This window comes from Treponema socranskii subsp. socranskii VPI DR56BR1116 = ATCC 35536, from assembly GCF_000468115.1.
In the GTDB taxonomy this organism is placed as follows: Bacteria; Spirochaetota; Spirochaetia; order Treponematales; family Treponemataceae; genus Treponema_D; species Treponema_D socranskii.
Genome location: NZ_AVQI01000022.1, coordinates 24,591 through 41,755, shown reverse-complemented (window position 1 = coordinate 41,755; position 17,165 = coordinate 24,591). Strand labels below are relative to the sequence as shown.

13 protein-coding genes and 1 pseudogene are annotated in these 17,165 nt (G+C 45.9%); 13 read left to right on the top strand and 1 reads right to left on the bottom strand.

Features of this window, described 5'->3' with window-relative positions; all coding sequences use genetic code 11:
- The first annotated feature begins 9 nt into the window (after positions 1-9).
- The 13 genes and pseudogenes from HMPREF0860_RS03730 (at position 10) to HMPREF0860_RS14215 (ending at position 13,890) form a co-directional block, all read left to right on the top strand.
- Entirely contained in the window at positions 10-1,131 is a 1,122-nt protein-coding gene (locus HMPREF0860_RS03730) for a DUF362 domain-containing protein (protein WP_021495504.1), read from the top strand.
- A 30-nt stretch (positions 1,132-1,161) separates the two neighbouring features.
- Positions 1,162-2,055, top strand: coding sequence for a metallophosphoesterase (locus tag HMPREF0860_RS13195; protein WP_021331259.1), 894 nt, complete (start codon positions 1,162-1,164; stop codon positions 2,053-2,055).
- Positions 2,056-2,111: 56 nt separating this feature from the next.
- A complete protein-coding gene (locus tag HMPREF0860_RS03720; protein ID WP_162146992.1) occupies positions 2,112-2,966 on the top strand; it encodes a MurR/RpiR family transcriptional regulator in 855 nt (284 codons plus the stop codon).
- Entirely contained in the window at positions 2,959-3,897 is a 939-nt protein-coding gene (locus tag HMPREF0860_RS03715; RefSeq protein WP_021331269.1) for a carbohydrate kinase family protein, read from the top strand. The genes HMPREF0860_RS03720 and HMPREF0860_RS03715 overlap by 8 nt, the downstream gene beginning before the upstream one ends.
- 66 nt (positions 3,898-3,963) lie before the next feature.
- Positions 3,964-4,998, top strand: coding sequence for an extracellular solute-binding protein (locus HMPREF0860_RS03710; RefSeq protein ID WP_021331242.1), 1,035 nt, complete (start codon positions 3,964-3,966; stop codon positions 4,996-4,998).
- Between the two features lie 158 nt (positions 4,999-5,156).
- The gene (locus tag HMPREF0860_RS03705) at positions 5,157-6,815 is read left to right on the top strand and encodes an ABC transporter permease (protein ID WP_021331233.1); all 1,659 of its coding nucleotides are present in this window, start codon (positions 5,157-5,159) and stop codon (positions 6,813-6,815) included.
- Positions 6,816-6,855: 40 nt separating this feature from the next.
- The gene (gene fba, locus HMPREF0860_RS03700; RefSeq protein WP_021331251.1) at positions 6,856-7,722 is read left to right on the top strand and encodes a class II fructose-1,6-bisphosphate aldolase; all 867 of its coding nucleotides are present in this window, start codon (positions 6,856-6,858) and stop codon (positions 7,720-7,722) included.
- 38 nt (positions 7,723-7,760) lie between these two features.
- Entirely contained in the window at positions 7,761-8,567 is an 807-nt protein-coding gene (locus HMPREF0860_RS03695; protein ID WP_021331281.1) for a transketolase, read from the top strand.
- 1 nt (position 8,568) lies between these two features.
- Complete coding sequence (locus HMPREF0860_RS03690) at positions 8,569-9,501, top strand: transketolase family protein (RefSeq protein WP_021331231.1); 933 nt, start codon at positions 8,569-8,571, stop codon at positions 9,499-9,501.
- A 171-nt stretch (positions 9,502-9,672) separates the two neighbouring features.
- A complete protein-coding gene (locus HMPREF0860_RS03685) occupies positions 9,673-11,436 on the top strand; it encodes a flavocytochrome c (RefSeq protein ID WP_021331266.1) in 1,764 nt (587 codons plus the stop codon).
- A 491-nt stretch (positions 11,437-11,927) separates the two neighbouring features.
- The gene (locus HMPREF0860_RS03680; RefSeq protein ID WP_021495503.1) at positions 11,928-12,581 is read left to right on the top strand and encodes a master DNA invertase Mpi family serine-type recombinase; all 654 of its coding nucleotides are present in this window, start codon (positions 11,928-11,930) and stop codon (positions 12,579-12,581) included.
- A 31-nt stretch (positions 12,582-12,612) separates the two neighbouring features.
- Positions 12,613-12,999 (top strand): annotated as a pseudogene (locus HMPREF0860_RS14220) (Eco57I restriction-modification methylase domain-containing protein); the annotation flags it as partial.
- Positions 12,994-13,890: a TaqI-like C-terminal specificity domain-containing protein gene (locus tag HMPREF0860_RS14215; protein ID WP_342341898.1), complete on the top strand. Its 897-nt coding sequence runs from the start codon at positions 12,994-12,996 to the stop codon at positions 13,888-13,890. The pseudogene HMPREF0860_RS14220 and the gene HMPREF0860_RS14215, both read left to right, overlap by 6 nt.
- Positions 13,891-13,892: 2 nt before the next feature.
- Here HMPREF0860_RS14215 and HMPREF0860_RS03670 read toward each other — a convergent pair whose 3' ends face one another.
- On the bottom strand, positions 13,893-17,156 hold the full coding sequence (locus HMPREF0860_RS03670) for an Eco57I restriction-modification methylase domain-containing protein (RefSeq protein ID WP_021495502.1): 3,264 nt from the start codon (positions 17,154-17,156) through the stop codon (positions 13,893-13,895).
- Positions 17,157-17,165: the final 9 nt, after the last annotated feature.

Below are 17,165 nucleotides of genomic sequence, written 5' to 3'. Positions count from 1 at the left end.
GGAGCGGTTATGGAAAAAGCGAACGTGTATTGGGCGGATTTTCGAACGACAAAAACCGAAAGCCTTATGCAAAAGCTCGTCCGACTCGTTAAAAAAGCGGGAATCGAAACGATCGACTTCGACGGTAAATTTACGGCGATAAAACTGCACTTCGGAGAACCGGGGAATCTTGCGTATTTGCGGCCGAATTATGCAAGAGCGCTTTCGGAATTTATTAAAAGTATCGGCGGCAGACCTTTTTTGACCGACTGCAATACGCTCTATCCCGGCTTGCGTAAAAACGCGCTCGACCACCTCGATGCGGCGTTTATGGACGGCTTCGATCCGCTTGCGTGCGGCTGTCACGTGATCATCGGCGACGGATTAAAAGGGACGGACGAAACCTATGTCGATTTTCCCGAAGGCGAGTACATAACGCAGGCAAAAATCGGGCATGCGGTGATGGACGCCGACGTGTTCATTTCCCTGACGCATTTTAAACTGCACGAAAGCACGGGCTTCGGAGGAGCGATCAAAAATATCGGTATGGGGTGCGCGAGCAGGGCGGGGAAGATGGAACAGCACAACGACGGAAAACCCGAAGTTGACGAAGATCTGTGCATAGGCTGCGGCGCGTGCGCGCGTGAATGCGGACAGGACGCGATCGAATTTATTAAAACCGAAGACGGCAAACGGAAAGCGCTCATCGATGAAGAAATCTGCGTCGGCTGCGGGAGGTGCATCGGTGCCTGTCCGAAAGATGCGACGCATCCTGTCGGAAAAAATACGAATGAAGTGCTGTGTAAAAAGATGGCCGAATACGCCGCCGCCGTCGTCAAAGGGCGGCCTCAGTTTCACATATCGCTCATCGTCGACGTCTCCCCTTTCTGTGACTGCCATGCCGAAAACGATGCGCCGATCATCCCCGATGTCGGAATGTTCGCATCGTTCGATGCCGTTGCTCTCGACGCCGCGTGCGCCGATATGACGAACCGCCAGCCCTATCTGCACGGCACCATTATGGACGAACGGAAGCACACTCATAACGATTGGTTTTGCGACGTGCATCCGGCGACGAATTGGAAAGTGCAGCTCGAACACGCGGAAAAAGTCGGCATGGGAATGCGCGATTACGAATTGATAAAAATATAGATTGTATGTGATATGTCGGAGCAATCAGGTATGAAACGGAAAATTAATAAATTATTTATTTTGTTTTCGATTCTCGTCTTCGTTTCGTGCCGCACGATTCGAACGGCCGCTTACGACATCGAAGAGGCGCGCGTTTCGAACGAAATCAGGATTGTGCAGATTTCCGATTTTCATTCGAACGATTTCGGCAAAGACGAAAATAAAATCATCGAAAAGATAAAAAAAGCGCGTCCCGACATCATCGCGATCACGGGAGATCTTTTCGACGAAAAAATGAAAGGCGATAAGCCGTTCAAAAACGTCGAAGCGCTCCTTTCAGGCATTCGCGATCTTTGTCCCGGATTTTTCGTGACGGGAAATCACGATTTTTCCGATCTGCATATCGAAAAAAAATACGCTATGGTCGAGCTGTACGGTTTTAAAGTGCTGCACGATGAAGCGGTTTCCCTCGATTTTCCGCAGGGTACCGTCGTTATCGCAGGTGTCGAAGATCCGTATTTCGGTTTGGGAGATCGGGCGGCGCTCAGAGTCGGAGACGACAGGGCTTCTTACCGTAGGCGCCTTGCCGCAGTCGCACAAAAAACGGATGAGCTCGTCCGTTCCGTTTCGGGCGAGCGGACGGTTTTGTTTACGCTGCTCCTCGCTCACCGCCCCGAATACGTAAAAGATTACGTGCAGTATGACTTCGATGTGATTTTGGCGGGACACGCGCACGGCGGGCAGTGGCGTTTTCCTCCCTTTATAAACGGTCTTTATGCGCCGGGGCAGGGTATGTTTCCGAAATATGCGGGCGGCAAGTACACTTTGAAAAACGGCACGGTAATGGTCGTGAGCCGCGGGCTTTCGTATCAACAGCCGAAAGTCGTTCGGATCTTCAATAATCCCGAATTGACGCTCGTGCGGGTCATACCGATAGTAAAATGATATTTTTGTTACATTTTTGTTGACAGCTTTTGAAAGTCGTGTTACGATTTATGCCGATGCCGCAACACGTGGAAAAGGTCAATATCGCAGCGATTCCGCTTTGGGAAGTACAAGTCCGCAGATCTTTGAATAAACTCAGCGCGTCGGAAAACCGTATAGCGGATTATGTTTTAAATGCTCCCGAATCCGTTTTAAGCGGCAGCGTCCGCGAGCTTGCGCAGAATAACGGCGTCAGCGAAGCGACGGTCGTCCGTTTCCTTCATCATATCGGCTATGCGGGCTTAAAAGATTTCAAAATCGCGATTTCCGAAGAAAGGGTTTTGGATAGGGGACGAATTCCGGACGATTTTGCACTGCGTCCGAGCGATACGATGCACGATATTAAGTGCAAAGTTTTTTCCGGCTGCATGGAAGCACTCGGCGATACGCTCGATCTGCTCGATGACGCCGAGTTTGAAAAAGCAGTCGACGTGCTCGCGCGTGCGTCATACATAGAAATTTTCGGTATCGGAGGAGCTGCTGCGGCTGCGCGGAGCGCCCTGCACAATTTTCGCAAAATCGGCATCCGCGTCAATTACACGGCTTCTTTTAACTTTGAATATATGCAGCCGGCGCATTTCGATGCGGGAGATGCGGTCATAGCCATCTCTCGTTCCGGTGAAACACGGGATGTCGTAGAATCCGTTAAAATCGCCAAACAAAAGGGTGCCGTCGTCATCGCTATAAGCGATATCGGAGAATCTTCGCTGTCGAAGCTTGCCGATTGCCGCCTCGTTGCAACGAGCCGCGCCCGTATGTTTTCCGGCGATTCGATATATGAACGGATGGCGGGAATCGCCGTCATCCACGCGCTGTATGCGGGGGTAGCGATACGCAAAGGTACGCAAAAGGAGCATTCGGCAGATGAGTGATTTTCCGCAAATCGTCGGCGTCGGTCATAATTGCCTCGATTATCTGTGTACCGTCGAAGCCTATCCTCCCGAAGACGGCTCCACGCATATCACTTCGATCGCAGAGCAGGGCGGAGGAGCTGCAGCTACAGCCGTCGTTGCGGCTTCCCGGCTCGGCTGCCGTTCGGTTTTTATCGGAAGGCTCGGAGACGATGACACAGGCAAGAAAATACTTGCTCTCTTGCAAAAAGACAACGTCGATACTTCATATATCGATATCGTGCCCGGCGGCCGCAGTTCCGTATCGTATCTCATGGTCAACCCTGCCAATGCCTCCCGCACGAAGTTTCCGTATCCCGATGAACTCGCGCCCATCGACTGGGATGAGCGCCTCGCAAAGCTCGTCGGCCGAGCGGATGCGCTCCACATCGACGGAACGAAATACGACAACGCGCTTTCCGCTGTCCGAATCGCAAAAGAGGCGGGGGTTACGGTGTCCCTTGACGGTTGTTCGATGCAGCGCGACAATGAAAAAAATAAAGCGCTCGCATCCCTCGCCGACATCCTCATCATGAACGCGCGGTACCCCCTCATTGTGTCGGGTATGGGAGATTATGCCCGTGCGCTCCTTGAAATGTCGCACTGGGGGCCGAAGATCGTCATCGGTACGCAAGGGGCATCCGGCTGTATGGCGGTCATCGACGGTGCCGTGTTCCGATTTCCCGCATACACGGTTGCGGCAGTCGATACGACGGGAGCGGGTGACGTGTTTCACGGCGCTTTTCTCGCAGGCTATTTTAAAGGCATGGATTTGGAAGCGAATATCAAATTTGCAAGCGCGGTTTCGGCGCTCAAGTGTACGAAAATCGGCGGCAGAGACGGGATCCCGTCGTATGAAGATACGCTCTCGTTTATGAACAGCCGGACAATTAATAAAATACAAGTGCTTTGAATACTGTTGATTTCTGCGGAATCGCAGCGATCATATATCGCTTATGTCATTTTATAGGAGGAAATGATGAAAAAGGTTATGGTGATGCTGACAGCTGCAGCTTTGGCGCTGTCGTTCGGTTCCTGTAAAAAACAGGATGGTGCTGCAAAGGGCGGTAAAGCTTCCGGCGTATTGAACGTATACACGACGGTGAGCGATCTGCAGTACAACGCGATCATGGACGCGTTTCAGGCAAAGTACCCCGATATCAAAATCAACTACACGCAGGCCGGTGCGGGCGAGTGCAAAACCCGTATTCAAGCGGAGGCCGGCAATCCGCAGGCGGACGTTATGTTCGGCGGACTTGTCTATGCCGATACGCTGACGTACGGTCAGTATTTTGAAAATTACGTGTGCGCAAACGACAAGCTTATGCCGCCCGAATTTAAAAATACGACAGGCGTTTTGACGTATCACGACGCCCAGATACCGTGCCTTTGGGTAAACGATGCGCTTGAAAAAGAAAAAGGCGTTTCGATTAAAGGCTTTGCCGATCTCCTCGATCCTCGTTTGAAGGGAATCGTCGTTTCCGCAGATCCTACGGGAAGTTCCAGCGCATGGAATTCGCTGCAGTGCATACTCACCGATTTCGGCGGATGGGACAACGATGCGGCATGGGATTATATCGATAAGCTGATGAACAATGTCGTCATCACGAGCGGATCGTCCGCTGTATACCGCGGCGTTTACAACGGCGAATATGCCGTCGGTCTCACTTATGAACCGGCGTGCGTACAGATGCTCTCGGAAGGGGCGGAAGGCGTTCACATCGTATATCCTGCCGAAGGCGTTACGTCGATCGCGTTCGGTTCGGCGATCATCAAAGGCTGCGCGAATCTCGACAACGCAAAGCTCTTTATGGATTTCCTGGAAAGCGATGAATGTCAGGCGATCTATCTTGAAAGCGGTGCACGCCCCTCGACGGCTTCCAAACTTTCGGCGACGAATAAATATATCGTCGATCTCGCATCGATCAATTATCGCGAAGCCGATACGAACGCTTTGGCGGAAAATCAAAGCGCGATTTTTGCGCGCTGGAACGCCTTGCGGATCAAGCACTGATTGATAAACTTTATTAAGATTTGCTGCGGGGCCGAGTTTCGACATACGGCTCCGCGCAGCTGTGGAGAACTTCGTATGAATGGCGGAATTAAAATTCCACACGCGCTGAAAAAATGCGATGACGGTATGCGTTCCGTCGTACGTTAGCGGAGATCGATATGCTGAAGACAAAGAAAACGGATCTTTGGATACTCGTCAGTTTGGGTATCCTCGCGCTGTACGTGCTGTTTATGCTCTATCCGATTTTAAAAGTCATAACGCAGTCCGTACGCGACAATGCGACCGGCTCGTTCACGCTCGGATATTTTAAACAGTTTTTCAGCGATCCGTATTATTTTATTACGCTGTTCAACAGTTTTAAAATTTCGATATGCGTTACGGTCATTTGTCTCGTCATCGGCGTGCCGCTTGCATACTTGTACAATATCTACGAAATCAAAGGCCGGCAGCTGCTGCAGATTTTGATCGTGCTCACTTCCATGTCCGCACCTTTTATCGGCGCGTATTCGTGGATTTTGCTGCTCGGCCGTTCGGGGCTTATCACGAAATTTTTGAAGTCAACTTTTAATATTGCGATGCCGAATATCTACGGATTTAAGGGGATCCTGCTCGTATTGTCGACCAAGCTCTTTTCCCTCGTGTTCCTCTATGTTTCAGGCGCGCTGAAAAACGTCGACAATTCGCTGCTCGAAGCGTCCGCAAATATGGGACGCACCGGCTGGCGGAGATTTTTGACGATCGTATTGCCGCTGTGTATGCCGTCCATACTCGCCGCCGCCCTCATGGTGTTCATGCGCTCGCTTGCCGATTTCGGTACCCCGCTTTTGATCGGAGAAGGCTACCGCACCTTTCCGGTTGAAATATACAACCAATACGTCGGCGAAACGAGCATCAATCACAGCTTTGCCGCCGCCATAAGCGTCATCGCCATTGTAATTACGCTCATCGTATTTTTATTTCAAAAATATCTGTCGAACCGCACGAGCTTTTCGATGAACGCGATGCACCGCATCGAACGCAAAAAGCCGCGCCTTTTAGCGAGTATCGCGATCCATATCTATGCCTACGGACTCGTCATCGTTTCGCTTTTACCGCAGGTCTATCTCGTCTTCCTGTCGTTTAGAAATACGACGAAGACAGGCAATATGTTCCGCTCAGGCTATTCGCTCATGAGCTATCGCCAAGTGTTCGGTACGATGGGAGGCGCGATATGGAATACCGTAAAGATATGCGGCGGCGCGCTTGTCATCGTCGTCGTGCTCGCGATTTTGATTTCATACCTCGTCGTGCGGCGCTATAATATTATCAACAATATTATCGATACGCTGTCGATGGTGCCGTATATCATACCCGGTTCGGTCGTCGGCATTGCGATGGTTATGGCGTTCAACAAAGGGCCGCTGGTACTTACGGGGACCGCGATGATCATGGTGATCGCAATGTGTATCCGCCGTATTCCGTATACGATTCGAAGCTCCGTCGCCGTTCTCGGACAGATTCCGATTTCCGTCGAAGAAGCGGCGATCAGTCTCGGAGCCGGCAAAACGAAAACGCTCGTGCGTATTACCGTTCCGATGATGTTCAGCGGTATCGTTTCCGGTGCAATTATGAGTTGGGTTACGCTTATTACCGAGCTTTCGTCTTCGATCATTTTATATTCGTCGAAGACGATAACGTTGAACCTCGGAGTGTACGTGATGGTCTCGCGGGGAACGGACGGCAAAGCCTGTGCCGTATCGACCATTTTGATGGTCTTTACGGTTATTTCACTTTTGCTGTTTACGAAAGTTTCGAAAGACGGAGATATTTCGATATAGTCGAATCAAAAAATTATTAAAATTATTTATAGGAGTTGGTATGGTTTTGGTATCTGCAAAAGAAATGCTCGTCGATGCGAAAAAAGGCCGCTATGCGGTCGGGCACTTCAATCTTAACAACATGGAAAGCGTCCGCGCTTTTTTGCTCGCGGCGGAGGAAGGTAAGTCTCCGATCATACTCGGCGTTTCCGGCGGAACGGCGAAATACATGGGCGGCTATCGGACGATCGCCGACATGGTGAGCGGTTTTATTAATTTTTTGAAAATCTCCGTTCCCGTAGCGCTGCACGTCGATCACGGAACCTATGAAGAAGCGCTCGATGCGATAGACAACGGTTTTTCGTCCGTCATGTTCGACGGTTCGAAATATCCGATCGATGAAAACATCGCAAAAACGCACGACATCGTCGAAAAGGCGCACGCGAAAGGCATTTCCGTCGAAGCCGAAGTCGGCGCGATCGGCGGCGAAGAAGACGGCGTTATCAATTCCGGCGAATGCGCCGACCCTGCCGAATGCGCTCGTATCGCATCGTTGGGTGTCGATTTTCTCGCTGCGGGTATCGGCAACATTCACGGAAAATATCCGGCCGGATGGAAAGGCTTGGATTTCGACGTACTTGCAGCCATTCAGGCGAAGACGGGCGATCTGCCGCTCGTGCTGCACGGAGGATCGGGCATTCCCGCCGACATGGTAAAAAAAGCGATCACGCTCGGCGTATCGAAAGTCAACGTCAATACCGAATGTCAGATCGCATTTACCGAAGCGACGAAAAAGTATTTTGCAGAAGGCAAAGACGAAGAGAGCAAAGGCTTTACGCCGCGAGCCTTACTTGCGCCCGGTCTTGAAGCGACCAAACGCGTATGTATTGAAAAGATGACGCTGTTCGGAAGTATCGGAAAAGCGTAAATCGATATGCTATAATGGAATACGATCGAGAGGTTAGTATGACGATAGAAGAGTTGAAAAAGAAAGCCAAGCAGATCCGACGCGATACTGTTTGGATGATAGGAGAAGCGGGTTCCGGTCATCCCGGCGGTTCCCTTTCGGCGACGGATATCATGGTTGCCCTTTATTATTCTAAGATGAAACTGACGGGCGATCCGAACGATGAAGCGCGCGACCGTTTTGTGCTGAGCAAGGGGCACGCGAATCCGCCGTACTATGCGATACTTGCGGATAAGGGTTATTTTCCGAAAGCGGAACTCAAAAACATCCGCCGACTGCACAGTATGCTGCAGGGACATCCGGATTGCAATAAATGTCCCGGCGTAGACTGCAGTACCGGTTCCCTCGGACAAGGCATATCGGTTGCAGCGGGTATGGCGCTCGGTTTCCGTTTGGCAAAAAAGCCGAACCGCGTATACGTGCTCACCGGTGACGGAGAATTGCAGGAAGGTCTTGCGTGGGAAGCGTTTATGGCCGCTTCTCATTATCACCTCGACAATCTCACCGTGCTCGTAGACAACAATCACCTGCAGCTTGACGGCCCGGTCGATACGGTTATGTCGCTCGGCGATCTTGCGGCAAAATTCCGCGCATTCGGTTTTGCCGTGTGCGAGGCGAACGGACACGATTATGAGGCACTGCTTTCCGCGCTTGATCACCGTGAAGACGGAAAGCCGCTCGCCGTTATCTGCGATACGATCAAAGGCAAGGGCGTTTCGTTTATGGAAAACGGACTCGGCTGGCACGGAAAAGCTCCTTCGGGCGACGAGCTTGAAAAGGCGCTTAAAGAATTGGAGGACAACTGATATGAGCGAAAAAAAAGCAACACGGCAGGGCTACGGCGACGGCCTCGTCGAGCTCGGCAAAAAATATTCCGATGTGATTGTCCTCGACGCGGATTTGGGACATGCGACCGGTTCTTTGGCTTTTCAAAAAGAGTTTCCCGACCGCTACATCGAAACCGGTATCGCCGAACAGAATTTGATCGGTATGGCCGTCGGCTTGTCGAAAGTCGGCTACGTGCCCTTCGCATCTTCGTTTGCAATGTTTACTGCCGGAAGAGCGTTTGAAATTATCCGAAATGCGGCGGCATACAGCAAAGCGAACGTAAAAATTGCCGGAAGTCATTCGGGCATCACGCCTGCGGGCGACGGAGGCACGCACCAGTGCATAGAGGACATCGCCGCGCTTCGCGCAGTTCCGAATATGACGGTGCTGAGCCCCTGCGATTACAATCAGGCAAAGCGGATCGTCGAAGCGGCCTATCATTTTAAAGGCCCCGTGTATATCCGCACGTCGCGCGAACCCATGCCGATCGTCACTTCTTGCGACACGCCGTTCGAAATCGGAAAAGCGCAGAGCCTGCGTTCCGGCAAGGATCTCTGCATCGTCGCAACCGGTATTATGACGCCGCTCGCCCTCGAAGCGGCCGAGCAGCTCGCGTCCGACGGTATCGAAGCTTCCGTGCTGAACATCCACACGATTAAACCGCTCGACACCGATGCGATTGTAAGTGAAACGCTCGGCTGCGGCGGACGGATCCTCGTCTGCGAAGAAGCGAACCGTTTCGGGGGCATCGGCGAAGCGGCAGCTTATGCGCTCCTCGGTAAGGGCGGCGTAAAGATGGCGCACGTTGCGGTCGACGACCGATTCGGACAGTCGGGGCAAACGGCCGAACTCCTTGCCGAATACGGCATCACCGCCGACAACATCGTCTCGAAAGCGAGATCGCTCCTGTAAGGTGCGGAGTATCCGGTATATCGAGGAATGAATATTATTAATTAATAAAAAAATGCCGGTTGTATATCCGTCCGTTTGACAATAAAACGGCGGAATATTAGTATACGTATATGCTTTATAAGATACGTCCGGTTTCTGGATGTAGATGTCGATGTAGATGATGGAGGAATTATGAAGAAGATTTTAAAGGGACTGTTCGCGGCGGTTTTCGCTTCGACGGTTTTGTTTACGGCCGCGGCGCAAAGCGCTTCGATGAAAAACGGAACCTACACCGGAACGGGAGACGGCAAAGGCGGAAAGATAACGGTACAGGTAACCGTTAAAAAGAACGCGATCGCCGACATCAAAGTGCTTTCGCATAAAGAAACGCCGGGCTTCGATAAAGCGATGGATACGCTAAAAGCGGCGGTAATAAAATCGAACAGTACGGCGGTCGATACGGTTTCGGGCTGCACGCTCACTTCGAAAGGCTTTCTCGCTGCGGTGAATGCGGCGGTCGCACAGGCGGGCGGAGAACTGAAAGCGAATAAAAAAACTGCCGCAGCTCCTCAGTCAAAGGCAAAACAGAAAAAAACGGAAACGCACGACGTCGTCGTCATAGGTGCGGGCGGTGCGGGGCTTGCGGCTGCAATCGAAGCGAAAGAAGCGGGCGCGGACGTTATCGTTTTGGAAAAGATGCCGATGGCCGGAGGCAATACGCTTATCTCGGGAGCTGAAATGGCGGCTCCGGGCAACTGGCTTCAAAAAAGAGACGGCATCGAAGACAGCGTCTCTCGCTTCGAACAGGATATGATGAAAGGCGGCGACAATATCAATAACCCCGAACTCGTACACGTGGTTGCATCCAACGCGCTTGCCGGCGCGGAATGGCTCAAGGACAAATGCGGCGTCGTATGGGAAAATTCGCTGATGTTTTTCGGCGGACATTCGGTAAAGCGCAGTTTGATTCCGTCAGGCGCGAGCGGCAAAGAACTCATCACCAAGATGCTCGCCAAAGCGGAAAAGCTCGGCATCCCCATCGTGTACAATACGCCTGCAGTCGCATTCGTGCAGGATGCGAAGGGACGTGTTACCGGAGTTTCGGCCGAAAGCAAGACGATGAAATACACGTTTTATGCGAAAAAAGGCGTTGTGCTCGCAACCGGCGGCTTCGGTTCGAACCTCGACATGCGCAAAAAATACAATCCCGCCGTCGATGAAAACATCCTTTCGACGAATACGGTCGGCAGCACGGGCGACGGCATCGTCATGTCCGAAAAAATCGGAGCGGCTCTCGTCGATATGCAGTATATTCAAACCTACCCGATATGCGATCCGCTTACGGGCACGCTTTTGTATTTCGACGACGCGCGCCTCTACGGACACAGCGTTATCGTAAACAAAGAAGGCAAGCGCTTTGTCGAAGAACTCGGACGGCGCGACGTTATGTCCATGGCGATCAAAGCCCAGACGGGACACTGCTGCTATGAAATCATCGATCAGAGAGGCTACGACGAAAGCGATTTGGAAAAAAATCACGCAGCCGAAATCGCTTATTTGTACAAAAACAAATTGTTGGTAAAAGCCGATACGCTTGAAAAAGCGGCGGAATTTTTCGGCATCGATGCAAAAGAGATGATCGCGACCGTCGACCGCTACAACAGCTACGTCGCGCAGGGTAAAGATCCCGAATTCAATAAACGCAGCTTGACCTTCCCGATCGAAAAAGCGCCGTTTTATATTTTGAAAGCCGTACCCGCCGTACACCACACGATGGGCGGCGTCAAAATCAACAGCCAAGCGCAAGTTATAAAGACCGACGGAAGCGTGATCCCCGGTTTGTATGCCGCAGGAGAAGTGACCGGCGGCGTCCACGGCAAAAACCGCTTGGGCAGCGACGCGATCGCCGACATCATCGTGTTCGGCCGCATCGCGGGTAAGAACGCGGCAAAGTGATATAAAAAAACACTGATTAATTCGAATGCGTATTAATCAGTGTTAACCTTACAATCTCCGCCGGAGTAATCTCTTGCCGGCGGATTTCGTAAATTAATAATAAAAAAATATATGCACGGCAGCAGAATAAAATAATAATTTTGAAAGCTGCCGGAACGCATGCGCGCGCGGCTACCGTTTTCATAGCTATACGATTCAGATTCAAAACCGTATGTATATGCGAGCGGGTATACATGTTAATAAAATCCGATTCACTCGATTACTATCTTATATTTAATAAGTTTGTACACTGAATTTCAATATGCTTTCCTGATTTCTAGAGAATGTAAGCTATACCGAACAAACGTAAATACGTATTCGGTAAAATCAAGAAAAGACTCCGAAAACTGAGATTTTTTAAGACTTTCAATAAAAATAAAAATATATTTTTCGGAAAGATTATTATACCGATTGATGCCGAAAAGATTATATATGCAGTTCGCGGAGGAAAAATGACATACGGTTATATCAGAGTAAGTACGGATAAGCAGACGGTTGAAAACCAGAAATTTGAAATTACCAATTTTTGCCAACGGGAAAAGCTCCAAGTTGACGGATGGATTGAAGAAACTATCAGCGGGACCAGAAATTACGATAAGCGTAAACTAGGATGGCTTTTAAAGATAATCAAAAAAGAGGATTTGATTATTTGCGCGGAGCTGTCGCGTCTTGGGCGCAATTTGTTTATGATTATGGAAATATTAAATATTTGTATGAAAAAGGAGTGTAGGGTATGGACGATTAAAGACAACTATCGACTCGGTGACGACATACAGAGTAAGGTGCTGGCCTTTGCTTTCGGCTTAAGTGCGGAGATTGAGCGAAATTTAATCAGCCAGAGGACGAAGGAAGCACTTGCACGAGTTAAGTCAGAGGGACGGCAGATTGGACGAATAAAAGGAGAGCGGTGTCGATTAAATCAAAAATGCGCAGCTCACCATGATTGGATTATAGAACAAATATCATTGGGGATTAAGAAAACAAAGATTGCAAAAGATTTAGAAATATCAAAACAAACCTTATATAGATATATGGTTTATACAGGTTTATTTGAACCTAAAAATTGTAAAAGCTCATTGTGGCTAAACTACCATATTTATTACTGACTGATTTTGCTGTCCGTCAAAACAAGGCTTTGATATTGTGATTGGAAACCCACCGTATATTAAAGAATATGAAAACAATGCTGTTTTTACCGATTTTAAGAAGATAAGCCCTTATTATATGGGGAAGATGGATTTATGGTATGGTTTCGCATGTATTGGTTTAGATTTACTTAGAAACAAAGGAAAACTTTGTTTCATTGCTTCTTCTCAATGGAGAACAAGTGCTTCGGCTAAGATCTTAAGGAATAAGATTTGTAATGAAGCGAAAATTATTCAATTAATTGATTTTGGGGCTTATATGGTTTTTGAAACCAGTACACAAGCTATGATTCTAATAATAAGTAAAGATTCTATTGATAATAATTATGATTTTTTATTTAAAGTAAATAATCAAACTATTAAAAATAACCATATGTTAAATATATTCTTAGCAGAACGTTTTTTTCACTTGGATTTTAATAGGATTGAATATAGAAATAAAATGTTTTCGTTCGTGATTAATATGTCATATAAGAATATACTTGATAAAATAGAAAAAATCGGAAATTTCAAAATTGATGATAAAAAAGAAATTATACAAGGAATTATAGGTGGGCCAGATAAAGCTTTCAAAGTGAAGAATAAAAATATCTCACTGTTCTCAAAAGCAGAACAGGCTTTTATACAACCATTTTATACAACGACAGTTAGTTATTATACACCGATAGCAAAGGATAGTATTTTATATATCTCTGATAAAAATATTGAAGATTTTTCATCAGAGAAATACCCCAATATATATAAAAAATTATTAAAGTATTCTGCAGAATTGGAAGGCAGACGAGAGGTTGTTGCAGGTAAAAAATCATGGTTTTCTCTTTGGTGGGAAAGAGATGAAAGTTTTTTTAAAGATGGAAAGAAAATAGTTTTTGCAAGTAGAACACGCGGAAGGAATTTTACATATACGGAAGATAAGTTTTATGCTTCAAGAAATTGTTTTATTCTAAAATCAGAACGGATTAACTTGAAGTATCTAACTGCTTTATTAAATAGTAAAATACTGACTTTTTATATGCACAATAAACTTAAGAAAAATGGTGATTTATTACAATTAGACAAGGCTCAATTTACGCTGATGCCATTATATTGTCCCGATAATAATATCCAGGATAAGGTGTCAGATATTGTTACTAAAATTATTGCAACAAAAAAAGAATGCATAAATTCTGACATAACAATTTATGAACAAAAGATAGACGAGGTTATATATAAATTATACGGACTGACTCCAAAAGAGATAGTTATAGTAGAAAGTAACTTATCTATATAAATTCACTTATTAGATTTAATTTTTATGGTTCTTCTTTTGATTTTTTCTAATAACAAATCAATTACAAAATTATTTTGTTTCGGAAGATTAAAATAAGAAAAAACAATCTCATCTATTACTTTATGTAATTGGCTATTTATTGCCTCATTAATATTTGTTGGTATGGTTTTATTTGTTGCATTTTTGAAAATCTCTTTTATTATCTGTATGTTAGGAAAATTAAAATAAAGAGGAAGATTATTTAAATCTGTTGCCTCGGCTTTTAACATTCCTCCGCCAAGATTTGTTCTACCTGAGCATTCTCTTAATAGCCATAGAAGTGAAGAATTACAAAATAACCACAAACATAACAATTCATCTTCAGTACATGAATCTGAATAAAATTCAACATAGCTCGAAGAGAATCCTTTTATTGTATTGAAACAACAGAAATGAGTCCCAATACCTCTCGGTAATATTAATAATGGGACTTTTCTATTTTTATTCACTACGGATATATTTACAAAAGAATTAGAGCACTGCCATGTATATTTTGCTCCATCAGATGAAATATAATATGGGACAGTTTTAATTGAAGGTTTTTTCAGAATATTATTCTTTGTTATATTAAGCCCTTGTCCTATAGTGAATTTCTTTGCCGTGTCACGATTGTTTTTTTCTTCCATAAGTGTTAATAATGATAAAAGTTCATTATTAAGGTTAATTAAGAAACTCCATTTATAAGAAGAAACTAGTACATCATTTGACATAAATTGTTTGACGGTAATGGAGGTGTCGTTTGTGTTATTTAGGTTACAATGATGTTCTGTTAAACTTCCATGGCAGTGATAAAAGCTAATAAAATCATCTTTAATATCCTTATGTTGAAAAAATGTAATGACTGTATTTATCTCCGCTCCTTCAAAATATTTATAATCAGAATCAATAATTCCTTTTATAGAAATCTTATATCTTAAATAGTTTTGAAACGCCTTACCATAATCAGTTGCCATCCATGAATTTTCAGTAATAAATATATTAATGCCTTTTTTTGTGAGTAAACGAAATGATAATTCATAAAAGAAAACAAGAATATCAGCACCTCGAGAAAATGATTTCTGATATACTTCATCATAGGTACACTTTATATAATTTTGTAATTCATTCTTCAAATCTTCCGGGAAAACCTTGCTTCTTGCTTCCATATACGGTGGGTTTCCAATCACAATATCAAAGCCTTGTTTTGACGGACGGTTAAACACCTCACTAAACCACGTATGCCATAAAAAGAATTGATTGTTTGCATCAATCGGTATATTTTTTAGATCTGCCAGCTTATCGTGTTCTTTGCTCCATCCTTGTTCACTGAGTAATGCATAAATGAGTTGAGAAATATGCTGTTTCATAGCCTGTTTTGACTTATGTGTTTTAGGCTGATAATAATCGCTGATAGCGGTTTGTAGGATTTTTATGTTGTCTTCCGTAGTGCAAAAGAGATCATTTTTATTCTGGTGCAGTAAATTTTCTAAGGAAACCCCCTCATAACTTTCCAATAAGCTGTTTCCTTGCATTATTTTATAGTCAAGGTTGGGAAGAGGGAGCGGTGTTTTTTCATCGACGATGATAGCAAGCCAAAAGCGCAGACGGGCGATGTCAACGGCGCCTTTTTCAATATCGACTCCGTAGATATTCTCCCGCACAATGTCTTTTTTAATGCGTGAGCGATTTTCTTCATCTGAACTGTCTCCTTCCAGCAAAATTCTGCACGCAAAAAGTTCATTCAGCATTCCCATCGGGAAAGCCCCCGAACCGACTGCAGGGTCGCAGATTTTGATATTTTTTAATGCGGATAAAACTTTCTTTTTGTCTTTTATCGTGTGTATCTCGTGCTTTAAGACAAAATTACGCATTGCCGGTTCATCCTGTGTTTCTTCGGCAAGGTATGCTATAAGGCTTTCGCGGCACATATATTGTACAATTTCTTTTGGAGTATAAAATGCACCTTTATCTTTGTTATCTTCCAGAAGATTTTCAAAAATCTTCCCAAGCATTTCAGGATCTACGCCGACTTCCCGATCTTCAGGATCGGTTTCGTCAATAGTGAAATTATAACGGGCAAAAAAATCCAAGAGACCGCAGCTTGCATCATACGGATAGCCGTTATTTTGACTGCTGCGGAAAATCCGTTCGGCCTCTTTTTGTGCAGGATTGCTAAATAAGACCGCCGGAAAAACAACCGAAACATAGTCTTCTTCATCCTCTTCAAAAAGTCCGCCATTCAGATACGGCACTTTTCCAAAACGATCAAGCAGTGTTATATCCCAGTTTTTCTGCTTAAAATGATGAGCTCGCTCTTCGGGATTGGTATTCAGCATGCCGAAAAAAAGCGGATCAAGTACGGTAGAAAGAAAATCATTTTGTTGTTTCGTACTTGAGTGCTCAAAAAGATGTTGTAAATAATCCCTGTCGCCGTCATTCCAGTTATCGTCCGTGCAACCGAGCCATCCCTTTTTCTGTAAGAACTGAATAAATACGAGCCGTCCCATCATCTTTTTAATATAATCACGGACATTCTTTTCTGCCTTTTGTTCATCCCCATTACTGATTCGTTGAAAGTGCGCAAAGATTTTTGTATGCACTTTTGCTCCGGCTACAGCTCTGTTCTCATAGCCTGATTTTCCTTTTGCTTTGATATAGCGTTTACCGGTAATGTATTGCACAAAATCTTCGTAGAAAACCTTATATTCGGCAAAAAACTCCTTACTCAATGCCTCTACACTAAATGCGTTCAACATATCGTCAAGGGTTATAGCAGCAGAATCGGCTTTTTTAGATAAATGATGAAAGCGCTCTGCAATAGTCCGGCAGGGATGTTCTATCCCGCACAGATAGGTATACCGTTTTGCACTTGTGCTGGTTTGCAGTGTCTCTGCTCGGTGTGCAAAACTTACCCGCCATTCATTTTGGTTATCAGCAAAATGGAAAAAGATAAGTGCTGAGGTATTATCTTCCATAATTTTGCGGATACAATTCTGAATACTAACACGGTTGCGTTTGAGGTGTACTGACGACTGTACTTCTACATCGGCAAATGTTACGGGAAATGTCCCTGCAACTTGTGCTATGATTGAAGCCTGTAAAACATTCTTTTTATCGGATTCTGCCAATGCAATCAGCGTTGTTTTTCGTAAATCCGTTGCGTTTTTGAAAATAGGAAGAATTATATCTTCGTAGATTTTGTCTTTGCCGGGATAAGCTTGTTCAAAAAAAGTACGAAAGTCTGTCATAGTGTGTTC

Bases quoted from the DNA above. Each gene is read 5' to 3' on its own strand.
- HMPREF0860_RS03705 (WP_021331233.1), top strand. From the start codon at position 5,157: ATGCTGAAGACAAAGAAAACGGATCTTTGGATACTCGTCAGTTTGGGT.
- HMPREF0860_RS13195 (WP_021331259.1), top strand. From the start codon at position 1,162: ATGAAACGGAAAATTAATAAATTATTTATTTTGTTTTCGATTCTCGTC.
- HMPREF0860_RS03690 (WP_021331231.1), top strand. From the start codon at position 8,569: ATGAGCGAAAAAAAAGCAACACGGCAGGGCTACGGCGACGGCCTCGTC.
- HMPREF0860_RS03680 (WP_021495503.1), top strand. From the start codon at position 11,928: ATGACATACGGTTATATCAGAGTAAGTACGGATAAGCAGACGGTTGAA.
- HMPREF0860_RS03730 (WP_021495504.1), top strand. From the start codon at position 10: ATGGAAAAAGCGAACGTGTATTGGGCGGATTTTCGAACGACAAAAACC.
- HMPREF0860_RS14215 (WP_342341898.1), top strand. From the start codon at position 12,994: ATGTTAAATATATTCTTAGCAGAACGTTTTTTTCACTTGGATTTTAAT.
- HMPREF0860_RS03685 (WP_021331266.1), top strand. From the start codon at position 9,673: ATGAAGAAGATTTTAAAGGGACTGTTCGCGGCGGTTTTCGCTTCGACG.
- HMPREF0860_RS03670 (WP_021495502.1), bottom strand. From the start codon at position 17,156: ATGACAGACTTTCGTACTTTTTTTGAACAAGCTTATCCCGGCAAAGAC.
- HMPREF0860_RS03720 (WP_162146992.1), top strand. From the start codon at position 2,112: ATGCCGCAACACGTGGAAAAGGTCAATATCGCAGCGATTCCGCTTTGG.
- HMPREF0860_RS03695 (WP_021331281.1), top strand. From the start codon at position 7,761: ATGACGATAGAAGAGTTGAAAAAGAAAGCCAAGCAGATCCGACGCGAT.
- fba (WP_021331251.1), top strand. From the start codon at position 6,856: ATGGTTTTGGTATCTGCAAAAGAAATGCTCGTCGATGCGAAAAAAGGC.
- HMPREF0860_RS03715 (WP_021331269.1), top strand. From the start codon at position 2,959: ATGAGTGATTTTCCGCAAATCGTCGGCGTCGGTCATAATTGCCTCGAT.
- HMPREF0860_RS03710 (WP_021331242.1), top strand. From the start codon at position 3,964: ATGAAAAAGGTTATGGTGATGCTGACAGCTGCAGCTTTGGCGCTGTCG.